Here is a 24,736-nt window from a genome sequence, read left to right on the forward strand (position 1 = left end):
ACACCAAAAACAAGCAGGAGCACATCGACAAGTGGGGCGGCATCCACGCCATCACCGAAGCCGTGTACGACTGCGCAGACCTCGCTCAGCGCATCCTCGACGCCGGCCTGGCCATGGAGAACATGTGCGCGAAGCCGGCCACGTCACGGCAGATGATCCTCATCGACGACCTGCGCCGCAGTCTCGACATGGACGATGGCGACGTGGAGGCGACCGTCGATCCGGACACCGGCGAGATCGACTGAACCACAGGAAGGAGAAGAAGAGATGTGGTTCATCATCGACGACCAGATGGCCGACGACAGGCGCATCCGCCGCCTGCCGCTCGCCACCGTGGGCCTGTGGGTCAAGCTGTGCGTCATCCACTCCAAAGGCGTCTCGATGCAGGCCAAGGACCCGGCAGCATACCCCGGCCACTTCGACAGGATCGACCTCAAGGACGCCGGCGGCACCATGAAACAGCTGCAGCAGCTCATCGACTCGGGCCTCATGGAAGAGCACGACGGCGGATGGCGTCCGGTCTACGCGGAAGGCATCTGCAGGGAGCCGCGAGTGTTGACCGAAGAGCAACGCGAGGCGCGCAGAAAGGCCGGAAGCAAGGGAGGACGCCGCAAGGCGGCCAACCAGAAAGCCAAGCAAACGTCTGGCGACTTGCCGGAAAACAGCCAAGCAAACGGAGAGCAAAACAGTAGCGAGACAGGTAGCAAACCGTCTAGCAAGTTGCTAGAGGACAGCCAAGCAAAAACATGGCATAAAACCGATACCGATACCGATATACCCTCTCCGACCCCTCCCGCCGGCACCGCGAAGCAAACCGCCAGCGAAGCGCCGGACGCCTTCGCCGCCATCGCCGAAACCTACCCCGGCACCATCGGCGCGAAAGGCCGCAAGGCCGAACGCGAAGCGCGGGACCTCGTCGAGACGATCACCGAGAACCCGGTCCAGCTCGCCCGACTCCAATCCGCCGTCCGACGCTACCGGCGAGCCGTCAACGACGGCCACGTGCCACAACGGCAGGTCCCACGACTCGCCACATGGCTCCGCGACCAATGGGAGACATGGGCGCCGGAACCCATCACACCCACGCGCCAGCACAAGCACACCTGGAACTGCGAACACGTCCACCAGCTCATGGATCCACATGAGGACGAATACGACCACAGCGGCAGCCTCAGGGAAGGCAACCCTTCCAAGTGGTATCTCGCGTGCCAGGCATGCGCAGATGAACTCAACCAAGAAACCAGCAAGGAGAAGCAATGAGCAACTACCAGACCAGCGAAATCAAGCTCATCAACACCAGCCTCATCGACCCCCACCCGGACAATCCACGAAAAAACATCGGCGACGTGACCGACCTCGCCGCCAGCATCAAAACCAACGGCCTCCTCACGCCCCTCAGCGTCGTACCCAACGGCAGCCGCTACCGCGTCATCGCCGGACACCGCAGACTCGCCGCATGCAAACAGGCCGGAATCGGAGCCGTCCCATGCTTCGTGCTTGACCTCGACCCGTTGCAGCAGTTGGAGGCCATGGTCACCGAGAACTGCCAGCGCGAACAGCTCACGACGATGGAGGAGGCCGATGCCATCCAGGGCATGCTCGCTCTCGGGGCCACCACCGCCAGCGTCGCCCACCGGCTCGGCCGAAGCGCCGACTATGTGCGTGACCGCGCCAAGGCCGCCAGCATCAAGACCGAGGTCAGGCGGACACGCGACGATTTTGGTCAGCTCACCATCGGCCAGCTCGTGGCCATAGCGCGATATGACGGCCAGCCGGACAGGCAGAAGGAGCTCGCGCAGGCGGCCGGCACCTCGAACTTCGACTACATCCTCCGCCGCATCGAACGCGACGACCGCGCCCGGCAATGGATCGAATCGGTCGCCGCGCTCCTCGTGGAGCCCGACAGCGGCATCAACCTCATCCCCGACCCCGAAAAGCCGTTCAACGACCCGGAATGGTGCTACCGCGGCTGCATGTTCCCATCCACCGGCACCCCCGAAGAAGTCATCGAGAAGATCCGCGAACAGAACCCGGCCGCCGTATCCATCCACACGGTCTCGCAGCAGGTCTATCTCTGGACCCGCCGTGACAAGACCGCCGACGCCGAAAAGGAAGCCCGACGAGCCGCCGAACAGGCCGAACGCGACGCCCGCCGGCACGCGCTCGAGGAATACGCCGCCGCATCAGCAGGCAAGCGTATGGCATGGCTCCACGCCAACCTCCACGGCGTCAAGCGCGCCAAGCTCGTCGAAACCACGGCCCGGCTCGGACTCCTGCAGATCATCGACCCGGACCCGCAGGGCTACACGCTGGCGCTGAGCACATGGAACGACGCCGCATGCGGTGGCGAACAATTCGCCACCATCAGCGGCATCGAACCGGAACGGGCGCTCGCCGAACTCCGCTACCACCTCGACGAACCCGACTGGGCGGTCTGGGCGGTGCAAATCCTCGCCGCTCGCATCGAATGGTTCATCGACCCGACCGACTGGACCACCGTCAACGACACCAGCAGACGCATCCCCGGCTACTACCAGATCCTCCAAGACCTCGGCTACACGCCCACCGACGACGAAACCAGCCACCTCGACCAGCTCATCGCCGCCATCACCGAAGCCGACTCCGACGAAAACGAAGAAGACGAGGAGAACAACCAATGACCAGGAAACAACTCGAAAGACTCGCCCGACTCCTCACCGACACCGCCCAGACCGCCGGCACAATCGAACTGCGAGCGCTCGCCGGTGGCAGGGCGGATGACGGCATCGCCGCGATGGCCTCCGGACTAAGAACGAACTGCACTTCATGTCTGGTGCTGGTCAACGGCCTGATGCAGGAAGGAGCGCGTTGTGAGTGAGTTCGAGGACTCGAAGCGCATCGCTTTGGAACGCCAGGGCTGGCATTGCCTGCGCTGCGGGGCGAACATCCACGATCCGTCATGCTGGCCCGGACGAAGCGGCCATCACCGTCAACTGCGGCGGGCGGCGGATCCGGATGTGAGGCACAGTCCCGTCAACATTGTCGAGCTGTGCGGTTCGGGGACGACCGGCTGCCATGGGTGGGTCCACCAGCATGTGAAGGAGGCCGAACGCCTCGGGCTGATAGTCCCGCTCGGCATAGATCCTCTCTCCACCCCAGTGCGCGACTGGCAGGGGAGATGGCTCTGGCTCAACCAGGACGGCACGGCCACGCCATTGACCATGCGCGAAACATTGACAATTCAAACGGAAGGAATGACAAATGCACGAGAATAACGGCAAACCGGAGGCGCTGCTGTGGATCGACTTTGAGACCACAGGCGTGGACAGGCGCAAAAGCCTGCCATTGGAGATCGGTATGGAATGTACCGACATGCTGGGCGAACAAAAGTTCGGATCATTGTCCCGCATCATCCGCCCGGACAGACTCGACCTCCTGTCCATGAGCCCCGTCGCCTTCTCCATGCACACCGACAACGGCCTGCTGTTCGAACTCATGGGAGGCTCCGTGCGCAATGACAGCATGGTCGTCGTGGCCAACGCCGTGGAGGAATTCCTTGACTCGCTCTCCCAGCGCTTCTCCCTCGTCCCCGCGGGGACCAACGTGGACTTCGACCTTGACTTCCTCCGCCGACTCAACCTCAACCCTGACGCGTGGCTCACCTACCGCAAATACGACATGGCCACCATCCGCCGACTCGTCACCGTGCTCGGCGCCCCGGATCCATACCAGGGCGACAGCGGCCCGCACCGGGTGAAATCCTGCATCGCACGCGACATCAAAGACTACAAGGCCATGCTCGAGACACTCGCCGTCAAGACGGGAGACCACAAGTGAGAAAGACCATCAGCCACCTCGCCGACCGGCTCGGAGACGCCATGGCCACGCTGTTCACCCTCCTCGCGCTGCTGCTCATCCCGCACGCCGTCATCAGGGCGATCATCGGACAGGCGCTCCACCAGTGGACACCAATCACGTGGCTCGCCATCCACACCGCACTGACCATCGCGGCGCTCGCCACCAGCCTCGCCAGCTACGCGATCGCCGCACTGCTCGCACCGCCAAGACCGGAGACCTACCAATGACCGAAGACCAGCAAGACCAGCTCGTCATCAGCCTCGACACGCAATACGCCGTCGCGCACGCCATCTACAACCGATTCCACGCCAACGGCCACCGCAAACACCTCACGTGGGAAAACCTCGACGACGACGGCCGCGAACCATGGCGCCTGATAGCCAAGGACGCGATCACCGAGATGCTGGCCAGCCCGGAGATCGGAGGAACGGCATGAGCCACACCGCGATAATCCTCCTGGCGCTCGCCTTCCTGATCGGCTGGATGGGTGGCCGGGAATGAGCATCATCGTCCCATTGCACAAGTGGCGGTCGGCCGACCCGGCCATCCTGATCGGCCGCCGCTGCATCGCCCGCACCGACCAGGACGTCGTCATCGACGGCCGGCTCGAACTCATCCGACATCCGGACGGCATCGCCACCCTCCGCTTCCAAGGCATCGGAAACGACATCATCTCCCACGATCCGAACACATGTTCCAACAGCATGAGCGACGGCATACGAAGCCTCGCCATCTACGGAAAGGAATGAAATGCACACCGTCAGAATCGCCACCAACCCACGCAAATGGCGCAGACCTGCGCCCTGCCCGGCATGCCGCAAGTCCCGGCCGCTCATCCTGACCCTCGGCGCCATCTACAAACTCCGCACACGCAAACCGGTCAACACCATCTACGGCTGCATCTGCCCCAACTGTCGGCACAAATGCATCCTCCACGTCGACGGCAGAAGCCTCAAAAAAGCCATCCGCCTCTGGAACCACCACGCCAGCCATCAAAGGAACGAACAATGAGAAACACCATCTGCGCCACACTCACCACCATCACCCTCGCCCTCTGCACGGCGCTCGCCGGATGCGGCGGCATGGCCAAAGCATCCACGCCGGCGCATGCGGTCAGGTCCGTCGACTCGCAGTGCTCCGCCGGGGCCGACGTATTCACGGAATGCGTCATCACCCTGACCGACACGAGGCAAGTGGACTGCATCGTCTACTCGGACTACAACCAGGGCGGCCTGTCCTGCGACTGGGACCGTGTGAGCGTCGCGGACAAGGAGCCGGAGCGATGAGCTACAACGTCGTCACCCGGGAAGGGGTCAGAACGTTCGAGAACATCGACGATGCTGGCGACTACGCGCAGGCCATGTCCTTGAGGACTGGCGAGCCGGCCAAGGTGTTCAATGCCGAGACCGGACTCGTCGCATTCACCGTCCGCCCAACCACGAAGGACACGAAATGAGAATCAATTTCAACAGTAAGGATGGCGTTTTCGACATCAAAGCCGAAAACGAAGAGGAAAAAGCCCAGCTCAAAACGTCGGCGGTCGCCATCTGCAATCTCATCATCGATTTTTTCGACGGTGAAGTCCAAGAAATGAAGGCGGCGAAGGAATGAAACGCATCACACTCAAGGACACAAAATGAGCAATCGAAGTTATTTGGTGCCAAGGCCGCCAGCGTTCGACCATGAGCATCCCAGACCGAAGGAGGAAGGCGAGGTGCTGTACTGCGGAAATTGCCAAAAATGGTACGTATCATGGTTTCCCCTCACCGAAGTCAAAACCATATGGGGCCGCCGCCCCGAATGGTGGATACGCATCTTCCACCGCAAACCATACGAGACGATCATCCAGCAAATACGAAGGGAAACGAAATGAAAGTGAAGAAAACCCTCATGGACATGATCATCAAATGGCATCAGGCCGGATACAGCCTCGATGAGATCGCGCCACTGATGCCACAAGTCCCCAAAGAGGAAATCAAAGCGATCATCCAACACACCCGCGAATAACAAGAAACCCGACCTTCCGGCCGGGCTCCTGACACCACCAGAAGACTACCACGCCGGAGGGAATCGAACAAATGAACGAACCAACCAACGAATCCCAACCAACACCAAACCAGACACAACCAGCACAAACCAACCAACACAAGCCAGCGCTCGCCGGCATGTGCCAAGTGTGCGGCGGGGAGTGCAATCTGCGCAATACGCTGTGTGACAAGTGCGATGCCGTAATGAGGGGATGGCTCCGCGACTATCCGTCATGGATCCAGGTCCTGCGCGAGTTTCTGGACAGCACCGCACATTACGGTGGCCATCAGCCCGGCCGTACCAATTTGGCTTCGGCTCCGACGCCGGTCAGGTTGTCTGTGATTGACCATCTGCAGGAGATCGATGATCTGGCTGTCGCTCTTTGGCGGCGGTTGTATGCTCCGCCGGCCATGCCATGGGCCGATAGCAGGATTCATCCGTCCGTGTTGAAATGCCTGAGTATCTGCGCGGATTGCAATCGTCTTTCACGATTGCCGGACATTGGTCTGATTTGGCATGACTGGGAGCGGTTGGCGCGCAAGACGCTGGGCATCATCGACGTGCCGCCATCCAAGCACGGCATCGGCAGGTGCCTGAATCCTCTGTGCGGCGTGGAGCTGAGTGCGGAGGTCGGCGCGGTAAATGTTGACTGTCCGGTGTGCGGCAACACTCATCGCGTGGTCGACGTGCGATTGGGGTTCCTGAAGGAGTGCATCGAATCCGGCAGGGCGTTCACGGCGGGGGAGTGCGCGGAGCTGCTGCGCGAATGCGGGTTCCAGTGCAACGCGAACACGATCTACTCGTGGCGCAAGCGCGGCAGGATCCAACCGGCCGGCAGAAACGAGAAGGGACAGCCGCTGTACCGCCTGTCCGACGTACACGCGCGCCTCGCCCGGCATGACGTGATTTGACATTTTTCAAAGTGCAAGGCAGAATTGTCAGTGGATTAAAGGGTTCAAACCGGAAAACGGTTTGAACCCTTTTCATATCCACCGATGGATTCTCCTAACTCCTTGGGTTATATCCCGTCCTGTCCGAACGGCATATCGGACACGCTCCGCCCACTCCCGTCAGAGTGGGCATACCTCAATGTGGCAGGCAAGCCAATCCCGTGCTTCCGTGATGCGGTGATGCTCAAATCCGCCTGCCGGTATGCCTTCGTAGGAATCAGTGGTAGATCGTACCGGCCGCGAGTCTTTATTGGATTCTCTTCCTTGTGGCCGCGTGTGGACGCGGGTTCGAATCCCGCCGAAGGCACCCATGAAACAAATCCGGGGTAGGGGTATTGACAATCCGGGAGGGGTATTCGCAGATGATGGGGAGCCCCTACAAGACACGGGAGTGTCCATATACGGGAGCCCCTATACCGGCATTCCAGCAAGCCAACGGCGAAGATAATCATTGATGCATCCATGACACCCCGGGGCTCATACATGTGGGGAGGCCACATGAGCAAGCGGCGTAACGAGCGTGTCAGCAACGGCTGGCGGCGCAGACAGCTCAGGGCAAGAGTGCTGGCCGCATACGACGTGTGTGCCATCTGTGGCAAGCCAGTCGACAAGACATTGAAGACACCACATCCGATGAGCGCCGAAGTCGACGAGCTCGTACCGGTCTCACGCGGCGGTGATCCATACAGCTTCACTAACTGCAGGCTCACGCACCGCATCTGCAACAGGATGAAGAGCGACAAGACAGACGAACACGCACGAGCGCTGCTGGCTGGCAGACAGGAAGTGAAAGCAAGCTCGATGCCGTTCAAAACGTTCGGCATCTGACTCCGATACCAGGGCGGGGACCCCGGGTATGCCCCCTCCCGGTCGCCTCGGGTGCAGTGCCGATATCCCTCCCGGAATGCAAACGTCGGAAACAGGGGAAACAACGAAAGGTCGGAAAGCGAGGGAGGCGCCGATGAAGTGCGAGCTCTGCGGCAAGGAATTCCAGCCATCCGGCCATGGGCGGCCGCAGAAGTACTGTTCCAAGTCCTGCCGCCAGAAAGCCGATTATCGTCGGAAAAAGAACAGGCCCGCACGGGACCGGAACGGTAAGCCGCCCGTCAAAGCCGTGGAAACGAAACAGAAGCCGGAGCAGGATCTCGACCAGCGGAGCTTCGAACGGATGATGGACGGCAGCATGCTGGACATACTGCGAGACAACCGTGACCTGCTGCTCAAGGCCATGGCCGATCCCACGACGCCGGCGAACGCGCTGCCCGCGATCAGCCGCCAGCTCATCGACGTATGCGAACGCATCGAAGCGCTCCAAGGCGGCGGTCTGACCGACCTGCTGGACGATGAGGAAGACGAGGTGACGGACGATGTCGGAGCGTCGATTGTCTGAAATCGCCAAGGTCCTCCGCCAGCCGGAAGGCATCGTCGGCAGCGAGTTCACTCGAATCAACAAAGCCGCGCGTAAGGCCGGCATCCGTTTCGACTTGTGGCAGCAGGGCTTCTTGTGGCTTCTGTTCGCCAAGAACGCGGAAGGCAAGTATGCGTGTGGCGCGGACGGCGCCGTGCTGTCCAGCTGCAGGCAGATCGGCAAGACCTTCACCGTCGGCACCGCGTTGTTCCTCAAGGCGATACTCACACCGAACCTGAAAGCCATCTGGACCGCCCACCATACGCGCACCAGCGACGAGACATTCGCGGACATGTGCGAGATGGAGCACAATCCAGTGCTCGGCCGGTACGTGGAACGCATCCGCAGAGCAAACGGCCAACAGGAGATCACGTTCACGTCCGGCAGCCGCATCATGTTCGGCGCCCGCGAGAACGGTTTCGGCCGAGGATTGCACAGCGTGGACGTGGCCGTGTTCGACGAAGCGCAGATCCTCACAGTGCGCGCGATGGACAACATGATTCCGGTTTTGAACACGAGTCCTAACCCCCTGGTCGTGTATATGGGCAATCCACCCAAGCCGGGAGACCAGTGCGATGCGTTCACGGAGAAACGCATGCACGCGCTGAACCATGACGGAAACCTCCTCTACGTGGAGCTCGCCGCCGACAAGGACGCGGATTCGGACGACCGCGAACAGTGGGCTAAAGCGAATCCCAGCTATCCGAAACGTACAAGCGAACAGGCAATCATACGCATGCGCAACAACCTGTCGGACGATTCATTCCGTCGTGAGGCGCTTGGCATATGGGACGAGACCGCCACCGCATACGCCATCAGTCCCGACCTGTGGCAGGCCGCGGCCGTCGACGACGTGCCCGAGGGCGGCACGATGAGCTTCGGCATCGACATGCCTCCGGACAGGAGCGTGCTGACCATCGGAGCGGCGCTACGATACGCGGACGGTTCGGCCATCGTCCAGATGGCGAACATCAAGGACGCGCGGCAGGCGGGAACCATGTGGGCCGTGGACTGGCTCGCCGAACATTGGCCGAAGACCGCCAGCGTGGTCATCGACGCGCAGTCGCCCGCCATGAGCCTGCTGCCGGAACTGAAGAAAGCACATGTGAAGGTCACGGTCACGAACATGCAGGAGATGGGCCGAGCATGCGGCCGGTTCCTCGACATGCTCAAAGCCGGAACGCTCAAGCACCCGCGGGACGAATACCAGCCGCAGCTGGCCGCGGCCGTCAAGGGTGCGACCACGCGTCCATTGGGACAGTCCGGCGCGATCGCTTGGAACAAACTCGGCAGTGATGTCGACATCACGCCGCTCGTGTCCACCACGCTCGCCCTGTACGGGGCGTTCACGACGCTCCGACATCCCGGAAGACGACAGATCATCGGAGGAATCTAAATGAGCGACATCCAGACAACGGCAGCGCCGGACGGGTGGAAACCTACGGGAGGAGCCGGAACGGTGCCGAAACTCGTCGTGCCGACGCACATCGACGGACTCTCCGGTGAGGAGAACGCGCTGCTGCGCGAACTCGCCGAGGTATGGACGCGCCACGCGAGCCGCAACCGAACACTCACCGCCTACTACGAAGCCAAGGAGCCACTGGTTGATTTTGGACTGACTGTGCCGAAGTCCATCAAGGATCATTACACGCCGCTTGGGTGGGCACGCAAGGCTGTGGATATGCTCGCTGAGCTTTGCGTGTTCGAGGGATTCGTCTCGCCGGGCGTGGACGACCCATTCGAACTGCAGGACTTCATGAGCCGCATCGGATTCACTAGCGTTCTGCAGCAGGCCATCCAGACTGCGCTCATTCACGGCTGTTCGTTCCTCAGCGTCGTCCGGGACTTCGAAGGAAGACCGCTCATCCGCACGCATACCGCGGAAAGCTCGGCCGCCGTCTGGGATTACCCTAACCGGCGGGTCAGGGCGTGCATGGCCATCACCGACGTTGACGACAACAACGAGGCCACCGGACTCGTGCTCTACATGCCCGACCGCAACATCAGCGTGCAGCGCCGTCTCGGCTACTGGTGGCGCGTGGACGATGAGCAACCCACCATCGACAACGAGTGCAGCGTGTTCCGCCTCGCCTACAAGGCTACCGAGGTCAAACCGTTCGGACGCTCCCGCATCAGCCGGGACGCTATGGCCATCATCGACGGCGCGAACCGCACTATCGTGCGCGCCGAAGCGAATGCCGAATTCTACGCGTTCCCAAAAATCCTGCTGACAGGCACTTCCGAAGAACTCGCCTCGTTGGGCACGGACGACGCGTTAAAGCTTTATATGGGTCGCTACAACATGATCAGCAAGGACATCGACGGGCAGTCCCCGACCGTGACGCAACTGGCCGCGTCGAGTATGGACCCGCATCTGACGATGCTGAAAAGTTGGGCGGCGATGTTCGCCAGTGCGATGAACATTCCAGCCAGCTCGCTAGGCATCGTGTCCGACGCGAACCCGACGTCCGCCGACGCGACCGAGGCACAACGTGAGGACCTGATTATCGAGGCGCGCCATTGCGACCGGGATTTCGGTGAATCGATCCTGCAGGCAGCCCGTCTTGTGGCACGGATGCAGGATCCATCCGTGCCCGACGAGGAGCTGATGAAACTGCAGGTCGACTGGAAGAACCCGAACACGCCGTCGAGCTCCATGAGCGCCGACGCATTCAGCAAGCTCGCTGGAAGCATCGACTCGTTCGCCAACAGCGAGGTCGGCATGACACGCGCCGGATTGAGCCGAAGCGAGATCGTCCGGCTGAAGGCCGACCAGCGCAAGGCCCAGGCCGGTCAGGTACTCGATCAGATTCGAGGCATGCGCCAACAGACGGAGCAGCAGACCGATACGGCGGCGAGGGAAGGCGGTATGAATGAGCCCGAACAGTCTGAACCTGCCGCCGGAACGACGCAGAAGGCTTGAACTCGACCTCAATGATTTGTACGAGGATTACACGGACACCATGAGCCGCCTGCAGAAGGAGGCCGGCAACAGTGTCTCGGGCCTCGTCTGGGACGGTGAAAGCCAGGAGCTCATCAAAGCGGAGATCAACCGGTATGCCGACGCCGCCAGCAGGCTCGCATCCGACTACTACGGCCACGTACGCGACCTGTGGGCGCAGTACGGCGGAATCGATATGCCGGAATACGAGCCGCCTTCCATCACCGCCGACCGCGCGGTCTGGCAGATGGAAGGCGGTTTCAACAACACTGACTTCATGGGATTGCACTACAAGGATGTCATTCCAGATGAAAACGGAGCCGTTCACAACAACGCCGGAAGAACCATCGACGACCTGTGGCCCACGTTCGCTGACGAGGAGCAGGCGCTGGAATACGTGCAGAATCTGATTCAGACCGTCGGGCGGCTGACCATGCAGAGGGCTGTGGCCAACGATCCCACCAAGCCTCGCTGGGCGCGTGTGCCGCGAGGGGCTAAGACATGCGCGTTCTGCCTTATGCTCGCCTCGCGTGGCTTCGCCTACCTGAGCGAGGACACCGCCGGACGGCAGATGCAATACCATACGGACTGCGACTGCGACATCGTGCCAAGCTGGGGCAGCAGCAAACTCAAAGGATACGATCCGGACAAGTATCGTGAAATGTACCAGGCAGCCAAGGCTGCGGCCGGCGATGACGGCGACTGGCGTGACACGCTAGCCCAATTGAGACGCATCTATCACGATGAGGTCAATGATGGTGTGACTGCCCAACCGACGATTCGATGGAGCGGCAAATCGATTCCAATCAGCGCTTCCGAACTATCGAGATTGTCGGATTACAGCGTCAGGATGCCTGGAGATAGATTCTCCAACGACGAGAAGATCGCGGCTTTGATGGATTGGACCGGAGACAGCTACAAAAGTATCAACGGCTACCTGTTCGGCGGACGAAACCCGTCGAAAGACGTCATCCATCAGGTCGAATGCATCGACGAAGCGATATCCGACCATATCACCCGAGAACGTTTCACGGTCGACAGGCAGATGCGGTTGTCGACGTTCCACGTCAACGACATGGAGTCGCTTTTCGATTTGAATACCGGTCGCACCTTCGAACACATCGGCTACATGGCCACCAGCATCAAGGAGGGAGGCATTGACGTTGATGGGGAAGACCGCATCGCCACAAGAATCCTGGTACCGCCGGGAAGCGCCGGCGTGTATGTGGAGCCGATCACTCAGCATCCGGGAGAATACGAAATTCTCCTGCCGAGAGGAAGGGCTCTTCGTTTCGAAGGGCTTGGAGCATCCGACGGCAGACCGATCGTTTATCTGAGACTGCTATGATTGAGCCTATGGATCGTTCCGACCGTTTCACGTTTATGCCCGGTGATTTGAAGGAAGTCACCGATGAGCGCCATCTTGCGGAAATCAAACGCAAGTATGGCGACATCTCCATGCCACAGGACGAATATGAATGGGTCAGGAACGAAGGAAAGAAGCGCTGGTCCGTCGGCGACTATGTGTCGACCGACGAGCTGCGGTCCGAATACGCGCGAAGAAAAGCGCTGGGAAATCTCTGAATCCCAGAAAGCCATCACGTCGAAACGTGATGGCTTTTCTTTTACCTTTCACACCCCAGCGATGGGGCGGGGCGCAGCCATGCGCGAAACCAACAAGAATGGCCGTCAACTCGCCGGCGTCAGGCGTGGAAACCAAGAACAAGCAAAGGAGCCACCAACCATGGCAGAAGAAAACCAGACCGGCGCGGACGGCCAACAGGAGCCGGAACAGCACTCTCCGGCCCCAAAGGACGTGAACAACGCGAAGCTGAGGACCTTCACCCAGGAGGAAGTCGACCGCATAATCAACGAGCGTCTCGGCAGGGAACGCGGCAGGAAAAGCGACTACGAGGAGCTCAAGGAGAAGGCCGGACAGACTGCCGACCTCGAATCGAAACTCTCCAAGGCGCTCGAGGAGAACGAGAAGCTCAAAAGCGAAGCCAAACAGGCCGAACACGAGAAGGAGCTCTCCACGATACGCGCCAACGTCGCGGCCAAACACGGCATCACCGACCCGAGCGTCCTCGCGGGCGACGACGAGAAGCAGATTGGCGAATACGCCGAGAAACTCATGAAGGTGTTCGCCGACATGCGTTCCCGCGGCACGGTTGCGGACCAGAGCGCCCGCACCGGACAGGCCAAGGCTAAACATTCCAGCCGCGAGGACTTCGTCAACGCCATGAGCAACACGCTCCTGTGAGCCAACCAGCAAACAACATTCATTTGAAAGGACAAACCATGACAGATCCGTCCATGACCCGAAAAAGCAACGGTCTAGACCTCACCCCTGAAACCCAGGCGGAGATCTTGCAGACCGCAAAATACAAGAGCGCGTTCATGCAGCTCGTGCCGGAGATGAAACTGCCCGGCAACGGTGCTCGCGTGCCGATCATCATCGGCGACCCGGAGGCCGCATGGGTCAATGAGGGTGCGGAGAAGCCGAAGAGCGGCGTCACCTTCGGCAAGAAGGACATGCTGCCGTACACCATCGCGGTCATCATGCCGTTCTCCAACCAGTTCCGCCGAGACTTCGGCGCTCTCTACGACCAAGTGGTCGCGAAGGGTCCGGGAGCCATCGCCCGCACGTTTGACAAGACCATCATGGGTCTCGTCGACGCTCCGGGTGCGGACTTCGACACCCTGAAGAGCGCGCAGACCGTCAGCATCGGCAAGGACGTGTGGAAGAACCTGAACAAAGCCGACGACCTCGTGTCCGAAGCGGATGGAACCGTGGACGGTTGGGCGTTGAGCACCCAGGGTCGCAGTGTGCTCCGGCAGGCGACCGACAACAACGGACGCCCCCTGTTCCTCAACGGCACCGCCGCCTCCGACGTGAGCACCGTGCTCGGCAACCGCACCTACATCAGCAAGGGCGTTCACGTGCCCGCCGTATCCGAGACACCGGGACCGGCCAAGGCAGAGATCCTTGGCGTGTGCGGCGAATTCTCCTCCGCCGCATGGGGTTCCGTCGAAGGAATGCAGACCAGCATCTCCGACCAGGCGTCCATCACCATCGACGGCAAGCAGGTCAACCTGTGGGAGCACAACATGTTCGCCGTGCGAATCGAAATCGAGGTCGGCTTCCGTATCCGCGACATCAACCGCTTCGTCCTGCTCACCGCCTGACGGAGTCCGACATGACTGTCGAACCAGACGTGTTCGCCACCTCCGTCGACCTCGAACAGAGGTGGCACAAACTCACCGACGAGGAACGTGAGAAGGCCGACACGCATCTCGCGGACGTGACCGACTACATCAAGGAACGCTCCCCGAACTGGCAACGTCTCCAAAAAGAACGGCCACGCCTGCTGACGAAGATCACCTGCGACATCGTCCGCAGAATCATGCAGGCCGACCCGTACGACATTCCCGGCGGCATCACGCAGATGAACCAGACCACCGGCAGCTTCAGCGAACAATACAGTTTCGGAGCGCCCACCGGCGATCTCTGGCTGCGCGACGACGAGAAACGCATCCTTGGCATCAACGCTCAGCGCGCGTTCAGCGTCGACATGGCAACGGGGGAGACGTCCTAGTGGAAACCATCGAAGTGTGGCGCGGCCAGTCCACCACCGACACGGACGGCAACCCCATCCAGGGCAAACCCGTCCGCGTCGGCACGTTCCAGGCGATGGTCGCGCCAACCTCCACCACCGACCAGGTTGAGGAGAACGCCAGCCCGCAGACCATCGAATACACGATCCACATCCGCGGTAGCCAACCGACCGGCATCCAGGCCACCGACCTGATCAAAGTCAGGGGCCGGCTGCTGCCCGTCAAGGGCAAGCCGCAGGTGTGGGACAACCTCCACGGACGCCACATCGGCGACGTCATCACCGTGGGCGAACGGGAAGGATAAGCATGGCCAAACGATGCAGATTCGTATTCAACCGCAAGGCGTTCAGCCAACAGGTCCTCAAAAACGAGACATTGCGCTCGCGCATGAGGGACGCGGCCGAAGCCGCCGTAGAGGATGACCGTTGCATGGTCCGCGACCATGACGGCAAGAACCGCAGCGGCGTGGCGATCATCTGCCCGGCACCGGTGGAGAAGGCGCACGGCACGTTGGAGGACACGCTCGGAAGGATGCGCGTATGAGCATCCCGGTCACTCCCCGCCGCACGGAACCCCTGCTCCTGTCCAAACTGAGGACACTGTTCCCGGACGTGACGTTCGACACCATCGAACGAAGCGACCTCGAACCTCCCTTCACCGAAGCCACGCTGGCCGACTCCATGCAGGGCATGAGCACTCCAATCTCGCAGTACGTGCGGCTGCGGTTGAGCGTGCGCTGCATGAGAGAGGACCATACGGGCGACTGGGGCAAGGCCGCACGCCTGTGGGCCGACATCGCGAGGGAGATCATCGGGCTCGGAACCGTCGCGCCGCTCATCGACGCGTCACTCGAATCCGGGCCGGTACGCATGACTGACGAGGACAAGAGGCTGGTGTGCGCGTACGGAGTGCTCCTGCTCGAGGTCACCGTCAACTGAAACACAACCAAAGACAACGTGCCGCCACACGCGAAGAACGGAAAGGTGCAGACGAATGTCTGACAACAACGAAAAAACCACCGTCGCCGCGCAGGGCGCGACCGACTACGGGTACGTGTCCAGCGGCAACACCGCAGGCAACGTGCGCCTGATCAAGAACTACGCGCTGTTCCTGTTCCCCAAGGGCGACAGCACGTTCGTGGCTCCGACCGGAGTGGCCTGGACCCCGCCGGCAAGCAAGAAGCCGATCGGCTACTCCACGGAGGACGGCGCCGTACTGCATCCGGAACCGGGCGACAGCACCGACTATAAGGCCCACAACGGCGACATCGTGCTGTCCGACACGGATCCGGGCTACTGGACCCTGCAGCTCGCCGCCATGGAGGGCCGCAAGGATGTGGTGTCGGCCTACTTCGACGTGGACGTCGATTCGGACGGCGGCATCAGCATCAAGGGCGCCGGATTGAAGAAGGAGTGGATCCTCGTGCTGGTCGCGCTCGACCAGCAGGACCGTCCGTTCCTCCTGTACGGCACCAACGCGAAGGTGTCCGACCGTGACGACGTGAGCCTGAAATCCAGCGAGATCATGAACTTCAGCATGACGTTCAAGATGCTCAAGGGCACCAACGGCGAACAGTTCCACGCATGGGGCCTCGTCATTGAAGACGCCAAGTGACCCATTGATTCTTCCCGTGCGGCCGATGGCGGTCGGCCGCACGGGACACCCATTCAACCGCCAACCATTAGAACGGAGCCAACATGAGCGACAAAGAATACCATGTCGTGGACGTGGACCTGACCGAAGCGGAAGAGCTCAAACCCGACGTGCACCTCGAGGTCGCCGGCGTCAAACTCGACCTGCCGAACCTCAACAACGCGGAACTGCCCATCGAACTCGTCCAGGCCATCCTCCTGGTCAAAAGCAAGCCCGCATTGTCCGACGAGGAAACCACGGCCTGCGTGAGCACGTTCCTCGCTTACTTCCAGACGATGCAGCCGAACTTCTGGAACGTGCTGCGCAAGACCAAACGTCCGATGGCCTACCTCACCGCGACCATCAAGGCGTGGGCCGAGGAATCCGGACTGGACCCAAAAGCGTTTACCTCGCCCACCTCTGGAACAACAATCGCGCGGCACTAGCCTACGACTGGATCCGAGCGTACGGGCAGATCTACAGGCCCGTACGCTTCCGGGAATGGGTTGAAGGCCAACGTCCACGAGTCGATTGGGGACTCGCTTGGGCGTTGACCCGCGAAATCCTCAAAGACCATACGAGCCACTCGTGGATGGCGTTGCAGAACGCCGTCTACGCGCCCGACGGAGCCGAACAGGCGGTCTGGACGCTGTCCGGACAACGCAAACGCCCATGGTTCGACCACGAGCACGACCCGCTCCGCCCGCCAACCCCGACGCACAACCTCACTCGCCGTCAACGCGAGGACAGGGAACGGCTCAAAGCCTACTTCCACATCAACGACGACCTCTGACTCCGACCGCCATCGGAATCCCAACCTACGAATAAGGAAACACGATGGCAGCACAGGACATAGGCGTCGCATACGTCCACGTCGAACCATCCGGCAAAGGATTCGGCAAAAGCATCGAAGGCGACATCGGCGACGCCGTCAACAAAGCCTCCAAGAAAAGCTCCAGCACCCTCATCTCGAAGATCGGCGGAGCATTCGGCAAAATCGGCAAGGTCGGCACAGGAGCGATCGCCACCCTCGCCGGCGGCATCACCGCATTGGCCGCCAAAGGCGGCTTCACCCGCGCCCTCAACATCGAGAACGCGCAAGCCAAACTCAAAGGCCTCGGCCACGACAGCGCGAGCGTCACCGAAATCATGAACGACGCGCTCGCATCCGTCAAGGGCACCGCGTTCGGATTGGGCGACGCCGCGACCGTCGCGGCCAGCCTGTCCGCCTCCGGCATCAAGGAAGGCGACCAGCTCACCAAGATCCTCAAGACCGTGGCCGACACCGCGCAGATCAGCGGCAGAAGCCTCACTGACATCGGCATGATCTTCGGTTCCGTCGCCGCCCGAGGCAAACTCCAGGGCGACGACATGCTCCAGCTCATGTCGAGCGGCATCCCAGTCCTCCAAATGCTCGGCAAGCATCTGAACAAGACCAGCGCCGAAGTGTCCGACATGGTCTCGGACGGCAAAATCGACTTCCAAACCTTCGCCGACGCCATGCAGGAAGGCCTAGGCGGCGCCGCACTATCCGCAGGCACCACATTCACCGGCGCCCTGGCCAACGTGAAAGCCGCGTTGAGCCGACTCGGAGAAACAGCCGCCACACCAGTCCTCGACGGCTTACGCGGCCTGTTCAACCAAGCCATCCCACTCATCGATACATTCACCGCAGCCGTCACACCAACCCTGCAAAAAGTCGGAGCGGCACTCCAACAAGGTCTCGAGAACGCGATACCCGCCACACAGGCGAAACTCAAAAACCTTGGCGACACGATCTCCAACATCCCCGGCTTCCAGATGCTCGCCTCGGCGACGGCCAGCCTCAAAAGCCAACTCACTGGCCTCTGGAACGCAATCACATCACTCATAGGCGGACTCAACAATGGCGGCGAAGCCGCCACAATGTTCTCCACAACCGCCGGCGCGCTCGCGGGAGTGGTCGCTTCGGTCGCGCAGGCGTTGTCGAACGCGGCGGGATGGGCGAAGACGTTCGTCAACACGTTCATCGAGACGGGCGCGTTGCAGCCGTTCCTTGAAAGCCTGACCGGCGTCATCTCCGGATTGGGCTCGCTGGTTTCCGTATTGGCGGCCGCGGTCTCGCAGGCCTTCGGCTTCAACGACAGCGCGCGCACCGCCAGTTCCGCGGCGCAGAGCTTCGCCGGACTGTTGAACACTTTGACCGGCGTGCTCATGACGGTGGGAGGCTGGCTGCAGTCGGTCGGACAGTGGGCGCAGCAGAACGGCGCACTGGTATCCGGCGCGTTGAAAGCCATCACCATTGCATTGCTCGCGGTCAAAGGCTGGGATATCGTCTCGGCCGGGCTGAAGACAGTTTCCGGTGGACTGAAGGCCATTTCCGCGACTGCCTCCGGTGTGGAGAAGACCGCTACGGCCACGTTCGATTTGATTGGCAAGATCTCCGACGCGGGAAGCGCGGCTGGAGCACTGAAGCAACTCGCCGGCTCGTTCAATATTGTCAAGGCAGCTCAATCGGCGTGGAGCGCGGTGACCAAGGCTGCTACCGCCGTGCAGCTGGCATTCAGCGCTGCCTTGGATGCGAATCCGATCGGCATGCTTGTCGTGGCCATCGGCGCGGTCGTGGCCGCGCTGACATGGTTCTTCACCCAAACCGAAACGGGCAAACGACTCTGGAACAGCTTCGCCACATGGTTCATGGGAATCTGGAACCAGATCAGCACCGCATGCCAGCCAATCCTGCAAGCCATCGCCATATTCATCACCCAGACCATGAGCCAAATCCAACAAATCTGGCAAACCGGATGGACACTCATCACCACCGTCCTCCAAAACGTCTGGAACACGATCGGCCCCATCATCATGACCGCGCTCACCGCGATCATCACCGGCATCCAAACATTCATCACCACCATCACACCACTCCTGCAAGCAGGAATACAGAACATCCAAACCATCTTCCAAACCGCCGTCACAATCATCAGCACGGTCTGGAACGGACTCTGGAACACCATATCCACCGTCGTACAAGGCGCATGGACCATCATCGCCACAGTCATCAGCACCGCACTCGCCGTCATCCAAGGCATCATCCAACTGGCGCTCGCGGTCGTCAACGGGAACTGGAGCGCCGCGTGGTCGGCCATCCAGGGCATCGTGTCGGCAGTGTGGGGCGGCATCCAAGGCGTCGTCTCCGCCGGCATCGGCATGGTCAGCGGAGTGGTATCCGCCGCATGCTCGACAATCCGGAGCGTGTGGGCCGCGTTGTGGAATGGCGTCGGAAGCATTGTGTCGAGCGTCTGGGGCGGCATCGTCGGCACCGTAAGCAACATGGTTGGCCGTGTCGGGAGCGTCGTGAGCGGGATCGGCGGAACCGTCCGGAGCGCGGTGTCCGGCGCGGGAAGCTGGCTCGTCAGCGCGGGACGCAACATCATCCAGGGATTGATCAACGGCATCACAGGAATGGTCGGCTCGTTGTATTCCAGCATCACCAACGCGTTGTCGGGCTTGGTGGACAAGGCCAAGAACGCTTTGGGCATCCATTCCCCGTCGCGTGTGTTCCGCGACGAGGTCGGCGTGATGGTCGGACGTGGCATGGCATTGGGCATCGACGATTCCGCGCATGTGGTCAGCCGTTCCATGGATTCGCTCGTCTCCACGATGAGCCTCTCCGACGCGGACTGGTCGAAGACCGGCAGGCTGAACGTCACGGCCGGCACCGGCGCCAATGCCGGCGACGGCGATCTGCGGGAACTCATCGCGGCCGTCGAATCGTTGCACGACGACCTCGGATCGATCATCGCCAGGTACACGCCGACGATAGGGGACCGCGACTTCGCAAGGAAGGTGAGAAGTGCAATCGCTTGAATACGTGTGCGCGGCCACAGGTGAGCGCATCGGCTTCGAGGGGCCGCTGTACGGCGAGACGCTCACGGGACTGCGCGCCCGCGTCTGGGACTACAGCCTCGCCTCACGTGGCATGACGGGCATCACCCGCAAGGCACGCGAGGCGACAGTCACCGTGAAGATCCACGATTCTCCGGCCACGCTCGACCTACTGCGCCGCCTCGCGGACGCCGACATGGCATCCGGGAACCCGGGCACGCTCGTGGCCGACGGCGAATGGGAAGCCAAAGCGTGGATCACGAAAAGCGAACCGCAATCCATCACGCCCACGATGGTCGAGACGCAGTTGACCATCGTGCTGGCCGATGGCGTGTGGCGCCGTCCGACCATGACGCATTTCACGCCGCGATACGATTCCGGAACCGCCGACCTTGACTATCCATATGATTATCCGCATGATTTCGCCGGCATGGCATTGGGTGCCGAGATCGTCAACGACACGTCCATCCCGCAGCCGGTCAAGCTCACGATATTCGGACCATGCGCGCAACCGTACGTCATCATCGGAACCAACCGGTACGAGGTCGACGTGACCGTGCCATCCGGCTCGCGTCTGGAAATCGACGGCACCGGCGATGTCAGGACCGTCACCATGGTCAGCGGCACAGGTCTCGCCACAAACTGCTTCGCGCAGGCCGTGCGAGGGTCGGGCAAGGATTCCGGCCGGTACGTGTTCCAACCGCTCGCGCCCGGAACACAGCCGATCAGCTGGCCGGGAGGATTCCAATTCGACTTGACGGTCTGCGAGGAAAGGAGCGAACCGCCATGGACCTGATCGTCACCGACGCCACAGGCAAACCCGTGGCGAGCCACGCCTCATACACGCTCGACCTCGCGTTCGGTAGCGGGGAGAACGACTTCGACCTGCAGGTCGAAGACGCCGCGCTCAAGGCGGGGAGCCGCATCATGATCGACGGCACCGAGTACGGCGGCATCATCGACGACACGGATGTCGACGTGGACGGAGGCCTGTCCACCGTCACATGGCATGGCCGCGACTGGCATGGAGTACTCGCCTCGAAGATCATCGAACCGGACAGGAACAACGATTACCTCACCCTGTCCGGCACGATTCCCGTCATCATGCGCACGCTCGTCAGCCGTGCGGGATTGCAAGGCCTGTTCACCGTCACCGACGAAAGCGCCGACCACAAGACCACCTGCCAGTTCGACCGGTACGTGGACCTGTACAGCGGTCTGGTCAAGATGCTCAGGGCAAGCGGACTCAAACTCCGGTTGCGTAATGACGGCGACAAGGTATCCATGAGCGCCATGCCCGTCCGCACGATCGGCGACAGCATCGACTCGGACCTCATCGACTTCACCGCCAAACAGGCGGCGCACCCGATCAACCATCTCATCTGCCTGGGCAAGGGCGAACTCAAGGACCGTACCGTCATCCACTGGTACGCCGACGCGAACGGCACGTTCAGCCACACGCAGACCCTCAAAGGCCTTGACGAACGCACCGCCACATACGAGTTGTCCAACGCCGAAGCCGACGAGCTCGAGGACAAGGGCAGGCAGAAATTCCAGGAGCTTCGGAACACCAGCACCATCGACGTGGACATTCCCGACGGCATCGACGCGGACGTCGGCGACCTGGTCACGGGTCGTGACAACAACACGGGCCTCGTCGTCACTGCCGAGATCTCCAAGAAGATCGTCAAGGTTTCGGGAGGCGTGCTCACCGTCACCTACGAATCCGGAGGCGCCAGCGCCGGCGGCAACAGCGGAGAATCCTCCATCGGGGATGGTGGCCACGCCTACTACGCTGGAGCCGGCCTCAAACTCGACGCCTGGACGTTCAGCGCCGACGTGACCAGAAACGACATCGACGCGCTCAACAACGCATTGTCGGGTAAACAGCCGAAAGGCGACTACATCACCGGCCTGAAAATCGGTTCGGTGGACACGCTCGCCCCCGGTGCACAGGCAAGCGCGTCGCTCACGGGCGCCGGCAGCGACAAAACCTTGAATTTGGGGCTTCCGAAAGGCGACCAGGGTCCGCAAGGGGAGAAGGGCGACAAGGGCGACACAGGACCACAGGGGGCCGCCGGAGCGACCGGACCCACCGGTCCTCGGGGAGAGAAAGGAGCGACCGGGGAGCGAGGGCCGCAAGGCGTCGCCGGTCCCGAAGGCCCGCAGGGACTGCAGGGGATACGCGGCGAGAAAGGCGATAAGGGTGATGCCGGCGCGATCGGCGCGGCGGGACCGCAAGGCCCGACGGGTTCCACAGGTCCGCAGGGTCCCACGGGTCCACAGGGAGCGACCGGCCCCCAGGGCAGACAAGGCATCCAAGGTTCCCAAGGCATCCAGGGCCCGCAAGGGGAGAAGGGTGACAAGGGCGACAGCGGCGTATCCGCCCCCTCGAACGGCTTCTTCACGCTCAGCATGGAAGGCGACGGCGACCTGTACGTGAACTATCCGGACAACACGAACCCACCCTCGTTCGTCTGGGACTCCGAGAGCGGGAACCTGTACGTGGACATCCCGGAAAGGTGACACATGACGCGACTATTGATCGGCAACATCAAAGGACCCAAAGGCGACAAGGGCGATACCGGGGCCACCGGCCCGCAAGGCAAGCAAGGAGCGCAGGGCGTTCAGGGAGCTAAAGGCGACGTCGGCCTTCCGGCGCTCGTGATGAAGAAATCCCTCGTCGGCGAATATCCGGTGGGATCCACTTTCACGGGGAACGTGAGCGAATGGTTGAACCGAACACCACTCGCCAACGAATATTCGACCGCATTGTCAGGTGGCGGAAAATACAGCATCGTCTGGCAGTGCGTTTCACAGTCCGGCAGCCTATTCACGGGAAAGACGATTTCCCGTCAATCCATCATCGGAACGCAAGGCCCTACCGGCCCGCAAGGTCCGAAAGGCGACACCGGCCCTGCCGGACCTACCGGAGCAACAGGCCCCACCGGCCCGCAAGGCAAGCAGGGAATACAAGGTGCGCAGGGACTGCAGGGCCCACAGGGACCGACAGGACCGCAGGGTGCCAGCGGCGTGACGGCGCCAACTTCCGGATTCTTCACACTGCAGGTCGACCCGAACGGAGACCTGTACGCCGTGTACGCGGATACGACCACCGCGTCGGCGGCTCCCGTCTCCTACGATCCGGCGACGGGCGACCTGTACTACATGATCAATGACGGAAAGTAAGGAGCGCATATGACGAAGATTCTGCTCGGCAACGTCAAAGGCCCCAAAGGCGACACCGGACCGCAAGGCAAGCAGGGAGTGCAAGGACCGCAGGGCCCTGCCGGCGCCACTGGCGCGACCGGGGCCACCGGAGCGAAAGGAGAGGCCGGCCAACGCGGCGAGACCGGGTTGCCTGCCTTGATCAGCACACGCATACTATCCGGATACTGGACGTCCGCATGCTCGGATTTTGACTGGCGGGCACTCAGTTTCAACCGTGCCCCGGTCGTAGGCGAATACTTCTTCGCCATGACCAATGGCGGCAAGAACCTGATGTACGCGCAGATCACAGCCACCGGGAAAAACGTGACGTTCAAACCGGTTTCCAACACAAGCCTCGTCGGACCGAAGGGCGACAAGGGCGAGACGGGCATGAGCGCAAGCCAGGCGTTCATCGCCGCCCACCCGGTCGGCTCCCTCTACTGGACCACCGCCACAACAAATCCGGGAACCACCTACGGCGGCACTTGGAAGGAATGCAACACCATCCTTCCAGGACACATCTACCAGCGCACAGCCTGAAAGAGAAAGGAACATCAATGGCACGAACCACGAACATCACCAGATACACCTGCGACTGATGCCACGCCTCCGCATACCTCGCCGACGGTGACCCACGCACCTCCAGCGACTGGCACGACATCACACACACCACCGTCGACGGAGTCGCACAGGGCGCGCTCGTCTGTACCGCATGCTGGCAGACGTTCAAAGCGCTGGCAGCCACGCAGGACGCCGCCTACGCCGCATACCTCAACAACACAACAGATAGGAAGGAATGACCATGACCATGAATCTCATCACCGGCAAGGCCGGCGCTCCGCACATCACATCCAGCGACCAAGGAGCCATGCAGGCCGGACTGGTCGGAAACGGCAACTACCTGCTGCAAGGCAGCGACGGCAAATTCCCCGCCGTGACCATGCAGTCAGCAAACAAAGCGCTCATCCCGGTCCTCAACCTTGTGATCGAAGGACGATACGCACGCGTCACCGCGGCGGAAACCGTCACCATCGAAAGCGGAGTCACAGGACGGAACCGCAACGACCTAATCTGCGTGAAATACACGCGAGACTCGAACAACATCGAAACGATCGCGCTCGCGGTGCTGAAGGGCACCGCCACCAGTGGCACGGCGGCTGACCCCACGGTACCGTCGGATAGTATCCTGAACAATTCCGGCACCGTATGGATTCCGATCGCCCGCATTCCAATCAGTGGCATCACCGC

35 protein-coding genes, 1 tRNA gene and 1 pseudogene are annotated in these 24,736 nt (G+C 61.5%); all 37 read left to right on the plus strand.

The genetic code is table 11. The features are described 5' to 3' along the window. A pseudogene (locus KSX58_RS09620) lies at positions 1 to 245 on the plus strand (hypothetical protein); the annotation flags it as partial. Between the two features lie 22 nt (positions 246 to 267). Next, entirely contained in the window at positions 268 to 1,260 is a 993-nt protein-coding gene (locus KSX58_RS09625; protein ID WP_217735759.1) for a hypothetical protein, read from the plus strand. Then, the gene (locus tag KSX58_RS09630; protein ID WP_217752088.1) at positions 1,257 to 2,660 is read left to right on the plus strand and encodes a ParB/RepB/Spo0J family partition protein; all 1,404 of its coding nucleotides are present in this window, start codon (positions 1,257 to 1,259) and stop codon (positions 2,658 to 2,660) included. The genes KSX58_RS09625 and KSX58_RS09630 overlap by 4 nt, the downstream gene beginning before the upstream one ends. Beyond that, positions 2,657 to 2,857, plus strand: coding sequence for a hypothetical protein (locus tag KSX58_RS09635; RefSeq protein WP_217752089.1), 201 nt, complete (start codon positions 2,657 to 2,659; stop codon positions 2,855 to 2,857). The genes KSX58_RS09630 and KSX58_RS09635 overlap by 4 nt, the downstream gene beginning before the upstream one ends. Beyond that, positions 2,850 to 3,254: a hypothetical protein gene (locus tag KSX58_RS09640; RefSeq protein ID WP_217752090.1), complete on the plus strand. Its 405-nt coding sequence runs from the start codon at positions 2,850 to 2,852 to the stop codon at positions 3,252 to 3,254. Before KSX58_RS09635 ends, KSX58_RS09640 begins: the two co-directional genes overlap by 8 nt. Beyond that, positions 3,241 to 3,816 carry an oligoribonuclease gene (locus KSX58_RS09645; protein ID WP_046999189.1) on the plus strand — a complete coding sequence of 192 codons (576 nt, stop codon included), beginning with the start codon at positions 3,241 to 3,243 and terminating at the stop codon, positions 3,814 to 3,816. The genes KSX58_RS09640 and KSX58_RS09645 overlap by 14 nt, the downstream gene beginning before the upstream one ends. After that, positions 3,813 to 4,064: a hypothetical protein gene (locus tag KSX58_RS09650; RefSeq protein ID WP_055063219.1), complete on the plus strand. Its 252-nt coding sequence runs from the start codon at positions 3,813 to 3,815 to the stop codon at positions 4,062 to 4,064. The genes KSX58_RS09645 and KSX58_RS09650 overlap by 4 nt, the downstream gene beginning before the upstream one ends. After that, positions 4,061 to 4,273 carry a hypothetical protein gene (locus tag KSX58_RS09655; protein WP_046999191.1) on the plus strand — a complete coding sequence of 71 codons (213 nt, stop codon included), beginning with the start codon at positions 4,061 to 4,063 and terminating at the stop codon, positions 4,271 to 4,273. Before KSX58_RS09650 ends, KSX58_RS09655 begins: the two co-directional genes overlap by 4 nt. A 61-nt stretch (positions 4,274 to 4,334) precedes the next feature. Continuing rightward, a complete protein-coding gene (locus tag KSX58_RS09660) occupies positions 4,335 to 4,586 on the plus strand; it encodes a hypothetical protein (RefSeq protein ID WP_217752091.1) in 252 nt (83 codons plus the stop codon). Position 4,587: 1 nt separating this feature from the next. Then, complete coding sequence (locus tag KSX58_RS09665) at positions 4,588 to 4,848, plus strand: hypothetical protein (protein ID WP_217752092.1); 261 nt, start codon at positions 4,588 to 4,590, stop codon at positions 4,846 to 4,848. Then, the gene (locus tag KSX58_RS09670) at positions 4,845 to 5,123 is read left to right on the plus strand and encodes a hypothetical protein (protein WP_217752093.1); all 279 of its coding nucleotides are present in this window, start codon (positions 4,845 to 4,847) and stop codon (positions 5,121 to 5,123) included. Before KSX58_RS09665 ends, KSX58_RS09670 begins: the two co-directional genes overlap by 4 nt. Next, complete coding sequence (locus tag KSX58_RS09675; protein WP_217752094.1) at positions 5,120 to 5,293, plus strand: hypothetical protein; 174 nt, start codon at positions 5,120 to 5,122, stop codon at positions 5,291 to 5,293. The genes KSX58_RS09670 and KSX58_RS09675 overlap by 4 nt, the downstream gene beginning before the upstream one ends. Further along, positions 5,290 to 5,448: a hypothetical protein gene (locus KSX58_RS09680; protein WP_217752095.1), complete on the plus strand. Its 159-nt coding sequence runs from the start codon at positions 5,290 to 5,292 to the stop codon at positions 5,446 to 5,448. Before KSX58_RS09675 ends, KSX58_RS09680 begins: the two co-directional genes overlap by 4 nt. Before the next feature lie 258 nt (positions 5,449 to 5,706). Beyond that, entirely contained in the window at positions 5,707 to 5,844 is a 138-nt protein-coding gene (locus tag KSX58_RS09685; protein WP_195248216.1) for an antitoxin, read from the plus strand. Positions 5,845 to 5,915: 71 nt separating this feature from the next. Then, positions 5,916 to 6,776, plus strand: a complete 861-nt coding sequence (locus tag KSX58_RS09690) for a helix-turn-helix domain-containing protein (RefSeq protein ID WP_217752096.1) — start codon at positions 5,916 to 5,918, stop codon at positions 6,774 to 6,776. Between the two features lie 243 nt (positions 6,777 to 7,019). Then, a tRNA-Arg gene (locus KSX58_RS09695) sits at positions 7,020 to 7,122 on the plus strand. A gap of 191 nt (positions 7,123 to 7,313) precedes the next feature. Next, on the plus strand, positions 7,314 to 7,643 hold the full coding sequence (locus tag KSX58_RS09700) for an HNH endonuclease signature motif containing protein (RefSeq protein ID WP_217752097.1): 330 nt from the start codon (positions 7,314 to 7,316) through the stop codon (positions 7,641 to 7,643). 133 nt (positions 7,644 to 7,776) lie between these two features. Beyond that, complete coding sequence (locus tag KSX58_RS09705) at positions 7,777 to 8,205, plus strand: hypothetical protein (RefSeq protein ID WP_055680616.1); 429 nt, start codon at positions 7,777 to 7,779, stop codon at positions 8,203 to 8,205. Next, entirely contained in the window at positions 8,183 to 9,619 is a 1,437-nt protein-coding gene (locus KSX58_RS09710; protein WP_217735708.1) for a terminase, read from the plus strand. The genes KSX58_RS09705 and KSX58_RS09710 overlap by 23 nt, the downstream gene beginning before the upstream one ends. Further along, positions 9,620 to 11,146, plus strand: coding sequence for a phage portal protein (locus tag KSX58_RS09715; RefSeq protein WP_055308644.1), 1,527 nt, complete (start codon positions 9,620 to 9,622; stop codon positions 11,144 to 11,146). Beyond that, entirely contained in the window at positions 11,097 to 12,512 is a 1,416-nt protein-coding gene (locus tag KSX58_RS09720; RefSeq protein ID WP_081337178.1) for an ADP-ribosyltransferase, read from the plus strand. Before KSX58_RS09715 ends, KSX58_RS09720 begins: the two co-directional genes overlap by 50 nt. An 8-nt stretch (positions 12,513 to 12,520) precedes the next feature. After that, complete coding sequence (locus KSX58_RS09725; protein ID WP_151904961.1) at positions 12,521 to 12,748, plus strand: hypothetical protein; 228 nt, start codon at positions 12,521 to 12,523, stop codon at positions 12,746 to 12,748. 160 nt (positions 12,749 to 12,908) lie between these two features. Next, the gene (locus KSX58_RS09730; RefSeq protein ID WP_055308643.1) at positions 12,909 to 13,427 is read left to right on the plus strand and encodes a scaffolding protein; all 519 of its coding nucleotides are present in this window, start codon (positions 12,909 to 12,911) and stop codon (positions 13,425 to 13,427) included. A gap of 38 nt (positions 13,428 to 13,465) precedes the next feature. After that, positions 13,466 to 14,353: a phage major capsid protein gene (locus KSX58_RS09735; protein WP_081028335.1), complete on the plus strand. Its 888-nt coding sequence runs from the start codon at positions 13,466 to 13,468 to the stop codon at positions 14,351 to 14,353. Between the two features lie 11 nt (positions 14,354 to 14,364). Continuing rightward, entirely contained in the window at positions 14,365 to 14,763 is a 399-nt protein-coding gene (locus tag KSX58_RS09740; RefSeq protein WP_055308642.1) for a Gp19/Gp15/Gp42 family protein, read from the plus strand. Continuing rightward, positions 14,763 to 15,086: a head-tail adaptor protein gene (locus tag KSX58_RS09745; protein WP_217752098.1), complete on the plus strand. Its 324-nt coding sequence runs from the start codon at positions 14,763 to 14,765 to the stop codon at positions 15,084 to 15,086. Before KSX58_RS09740 ends, KSX58_RS09745 begins: the two co-directional genes overlap by 1 nt. A gap of 2 nt (positions 15,087 to 15,088) precedes the next feature. Further along, entirely contained in the window at positions 15,089 to 15,325 is a 237-nt protein-coding gene (locus tag KSX58_RS09750; protein ID WP_039775021.1) for a hypothetical protein, read from the plus strand. Further along, the gene (locus KSX58_RS09755) at positions 15,322 to 15,720 is read left to right on the plus strand and encodes a hypothetical protein (protein ID WP_117779641.1); all 399 of its coding nucleotides are present in this window, start codon (positions 15,322 to 15,324) and stop codon (positions 15,718 to 15,720) included. Before KSX58_RS09750 ends, KSX58_RS09755 begins: the two co-directional genes overlap by 4 nt. Positions 15,721 to 15,775: 55 nt before the next feature. Next, positions 15,776 to 16,396: a hypothetical protein gene (locus tag KSX58_RS09760; RefSeq protein ID WP_217735710.1), complete on the plus strand. Its 621-nt coding sequence runs from the start codon at positions 15,776 to 15,778 to the stop codon at positions 16,394 to 16,396. Positions 16,397 to 16,479: 83 nt separating this feature from the next. Beyond that, positions 16,480 to 16,860 (plus strand): hypothetical protein, encoded by a 381-nt coding sequence (locus KSX58_RS09765; RefSeq protein ID WP_055680612.1) that lies wholly within the window; start codon positions 16,480 to 16,482, stop codon positions 16,858 to 16,860. Positions 16,861 to 17,006: 146 nt separating this feature from the next. Further along, positions 17,007 to 17,207, plus strand: coding sequence for a hypothetical protein (locus tag KSX58_RS09770; RefSeq protein WP_039775025.1), 201 nt, complete (start codon positions 17,007 to 17,009; stop codon positions 17,205 to 17,207). A gap of 44 nt (positions 17,208 to 17,251) precedes the next feature. Then, positions 17,252 to 20,260 (plus strand): tape measure protein, encoded by a 3,009-nt coding sequence (locus KSX58_RS09775; protein ID WP_039775026.1) that lies wholly within the window; start codon positions 17,252 to 17,254, stop codon positions 20,258 to 20,260. Further along, positions 20,247 to 21,074 (plus strand): hypothetical protein, encoded by an 828-nt coding sequence (locus KSX58_RS09780; RefSeq protein WP_055680610.1) that lies wholly within the window; start codon positions 20,247 to 20,249, stop codon positions 21,072 to 21,074. Before KSX58_RS09775 ends, KSX58_RS09780 begins: the two co-directional genes overlap by 14 nt. Beyond that, the gene (locus tag KSX58_RS09785) at positions 21,065 to 22,804 is read left to right on the plus strand and encodes a hypothetical protein (RefSeq protein ID WP_217735712.1); all 1,740 of its coding nucleotides are present in this window, start codon (positions 21,065 to 21,067) and stop codon (positions 22,802 to 22,804) included. The genes KSX58_RS09780 and KSX58_RS09785 overlap by 10 nt, the downstream gene beginning before the upstream one ends. Positions 22,805 to 22,807: 3 nt before the next feature. After that, positions 22,808 to 23,467: a hypothetical protein gene (locus KSX58_RS10560; protein WP_303246171.1), complete on the plus strand. Its 660-nt coding sequence runs from the start codon at positions 22,808 to 22,810 to the stop codon at positions 23,465 to 23,467. 9 nt (positions 23,468 to 23,476) lie between these two features. Next, positions 23,477 to 24,028 (plus strand): hypothetical protein, encoded by a 552-nt coding sequence (locus tag KSX58_RS09795; RefSeq protein ID WP_217735714.1) that lies wholly within the window; start codon positions 23,477 to 23,479, stop codon positions 24,026 to 24,028. A 262-nt stretch (positions 24,029 to 24,290) separates the two neighbouring features. Beyond that, a partial coding sequence (locus KSX58_RS09800) for a hypothetical protein (RefSeq protein ID WP_217752099.1) occupies positions 24,291 to 24,736 on the plus strand: 446 nt, incomplete at its 3' end.

The organism is Bifidobacterium sp. MSK.17.10 (assembly GCF_019129655.1).
Classification (GTDB): Bacteria; Actinomycetota; Actinomycetes; order Actinomycetales; family Bifidobacteriaceae; genus Bifidobacterium; species Bifidobacterium adolescentis.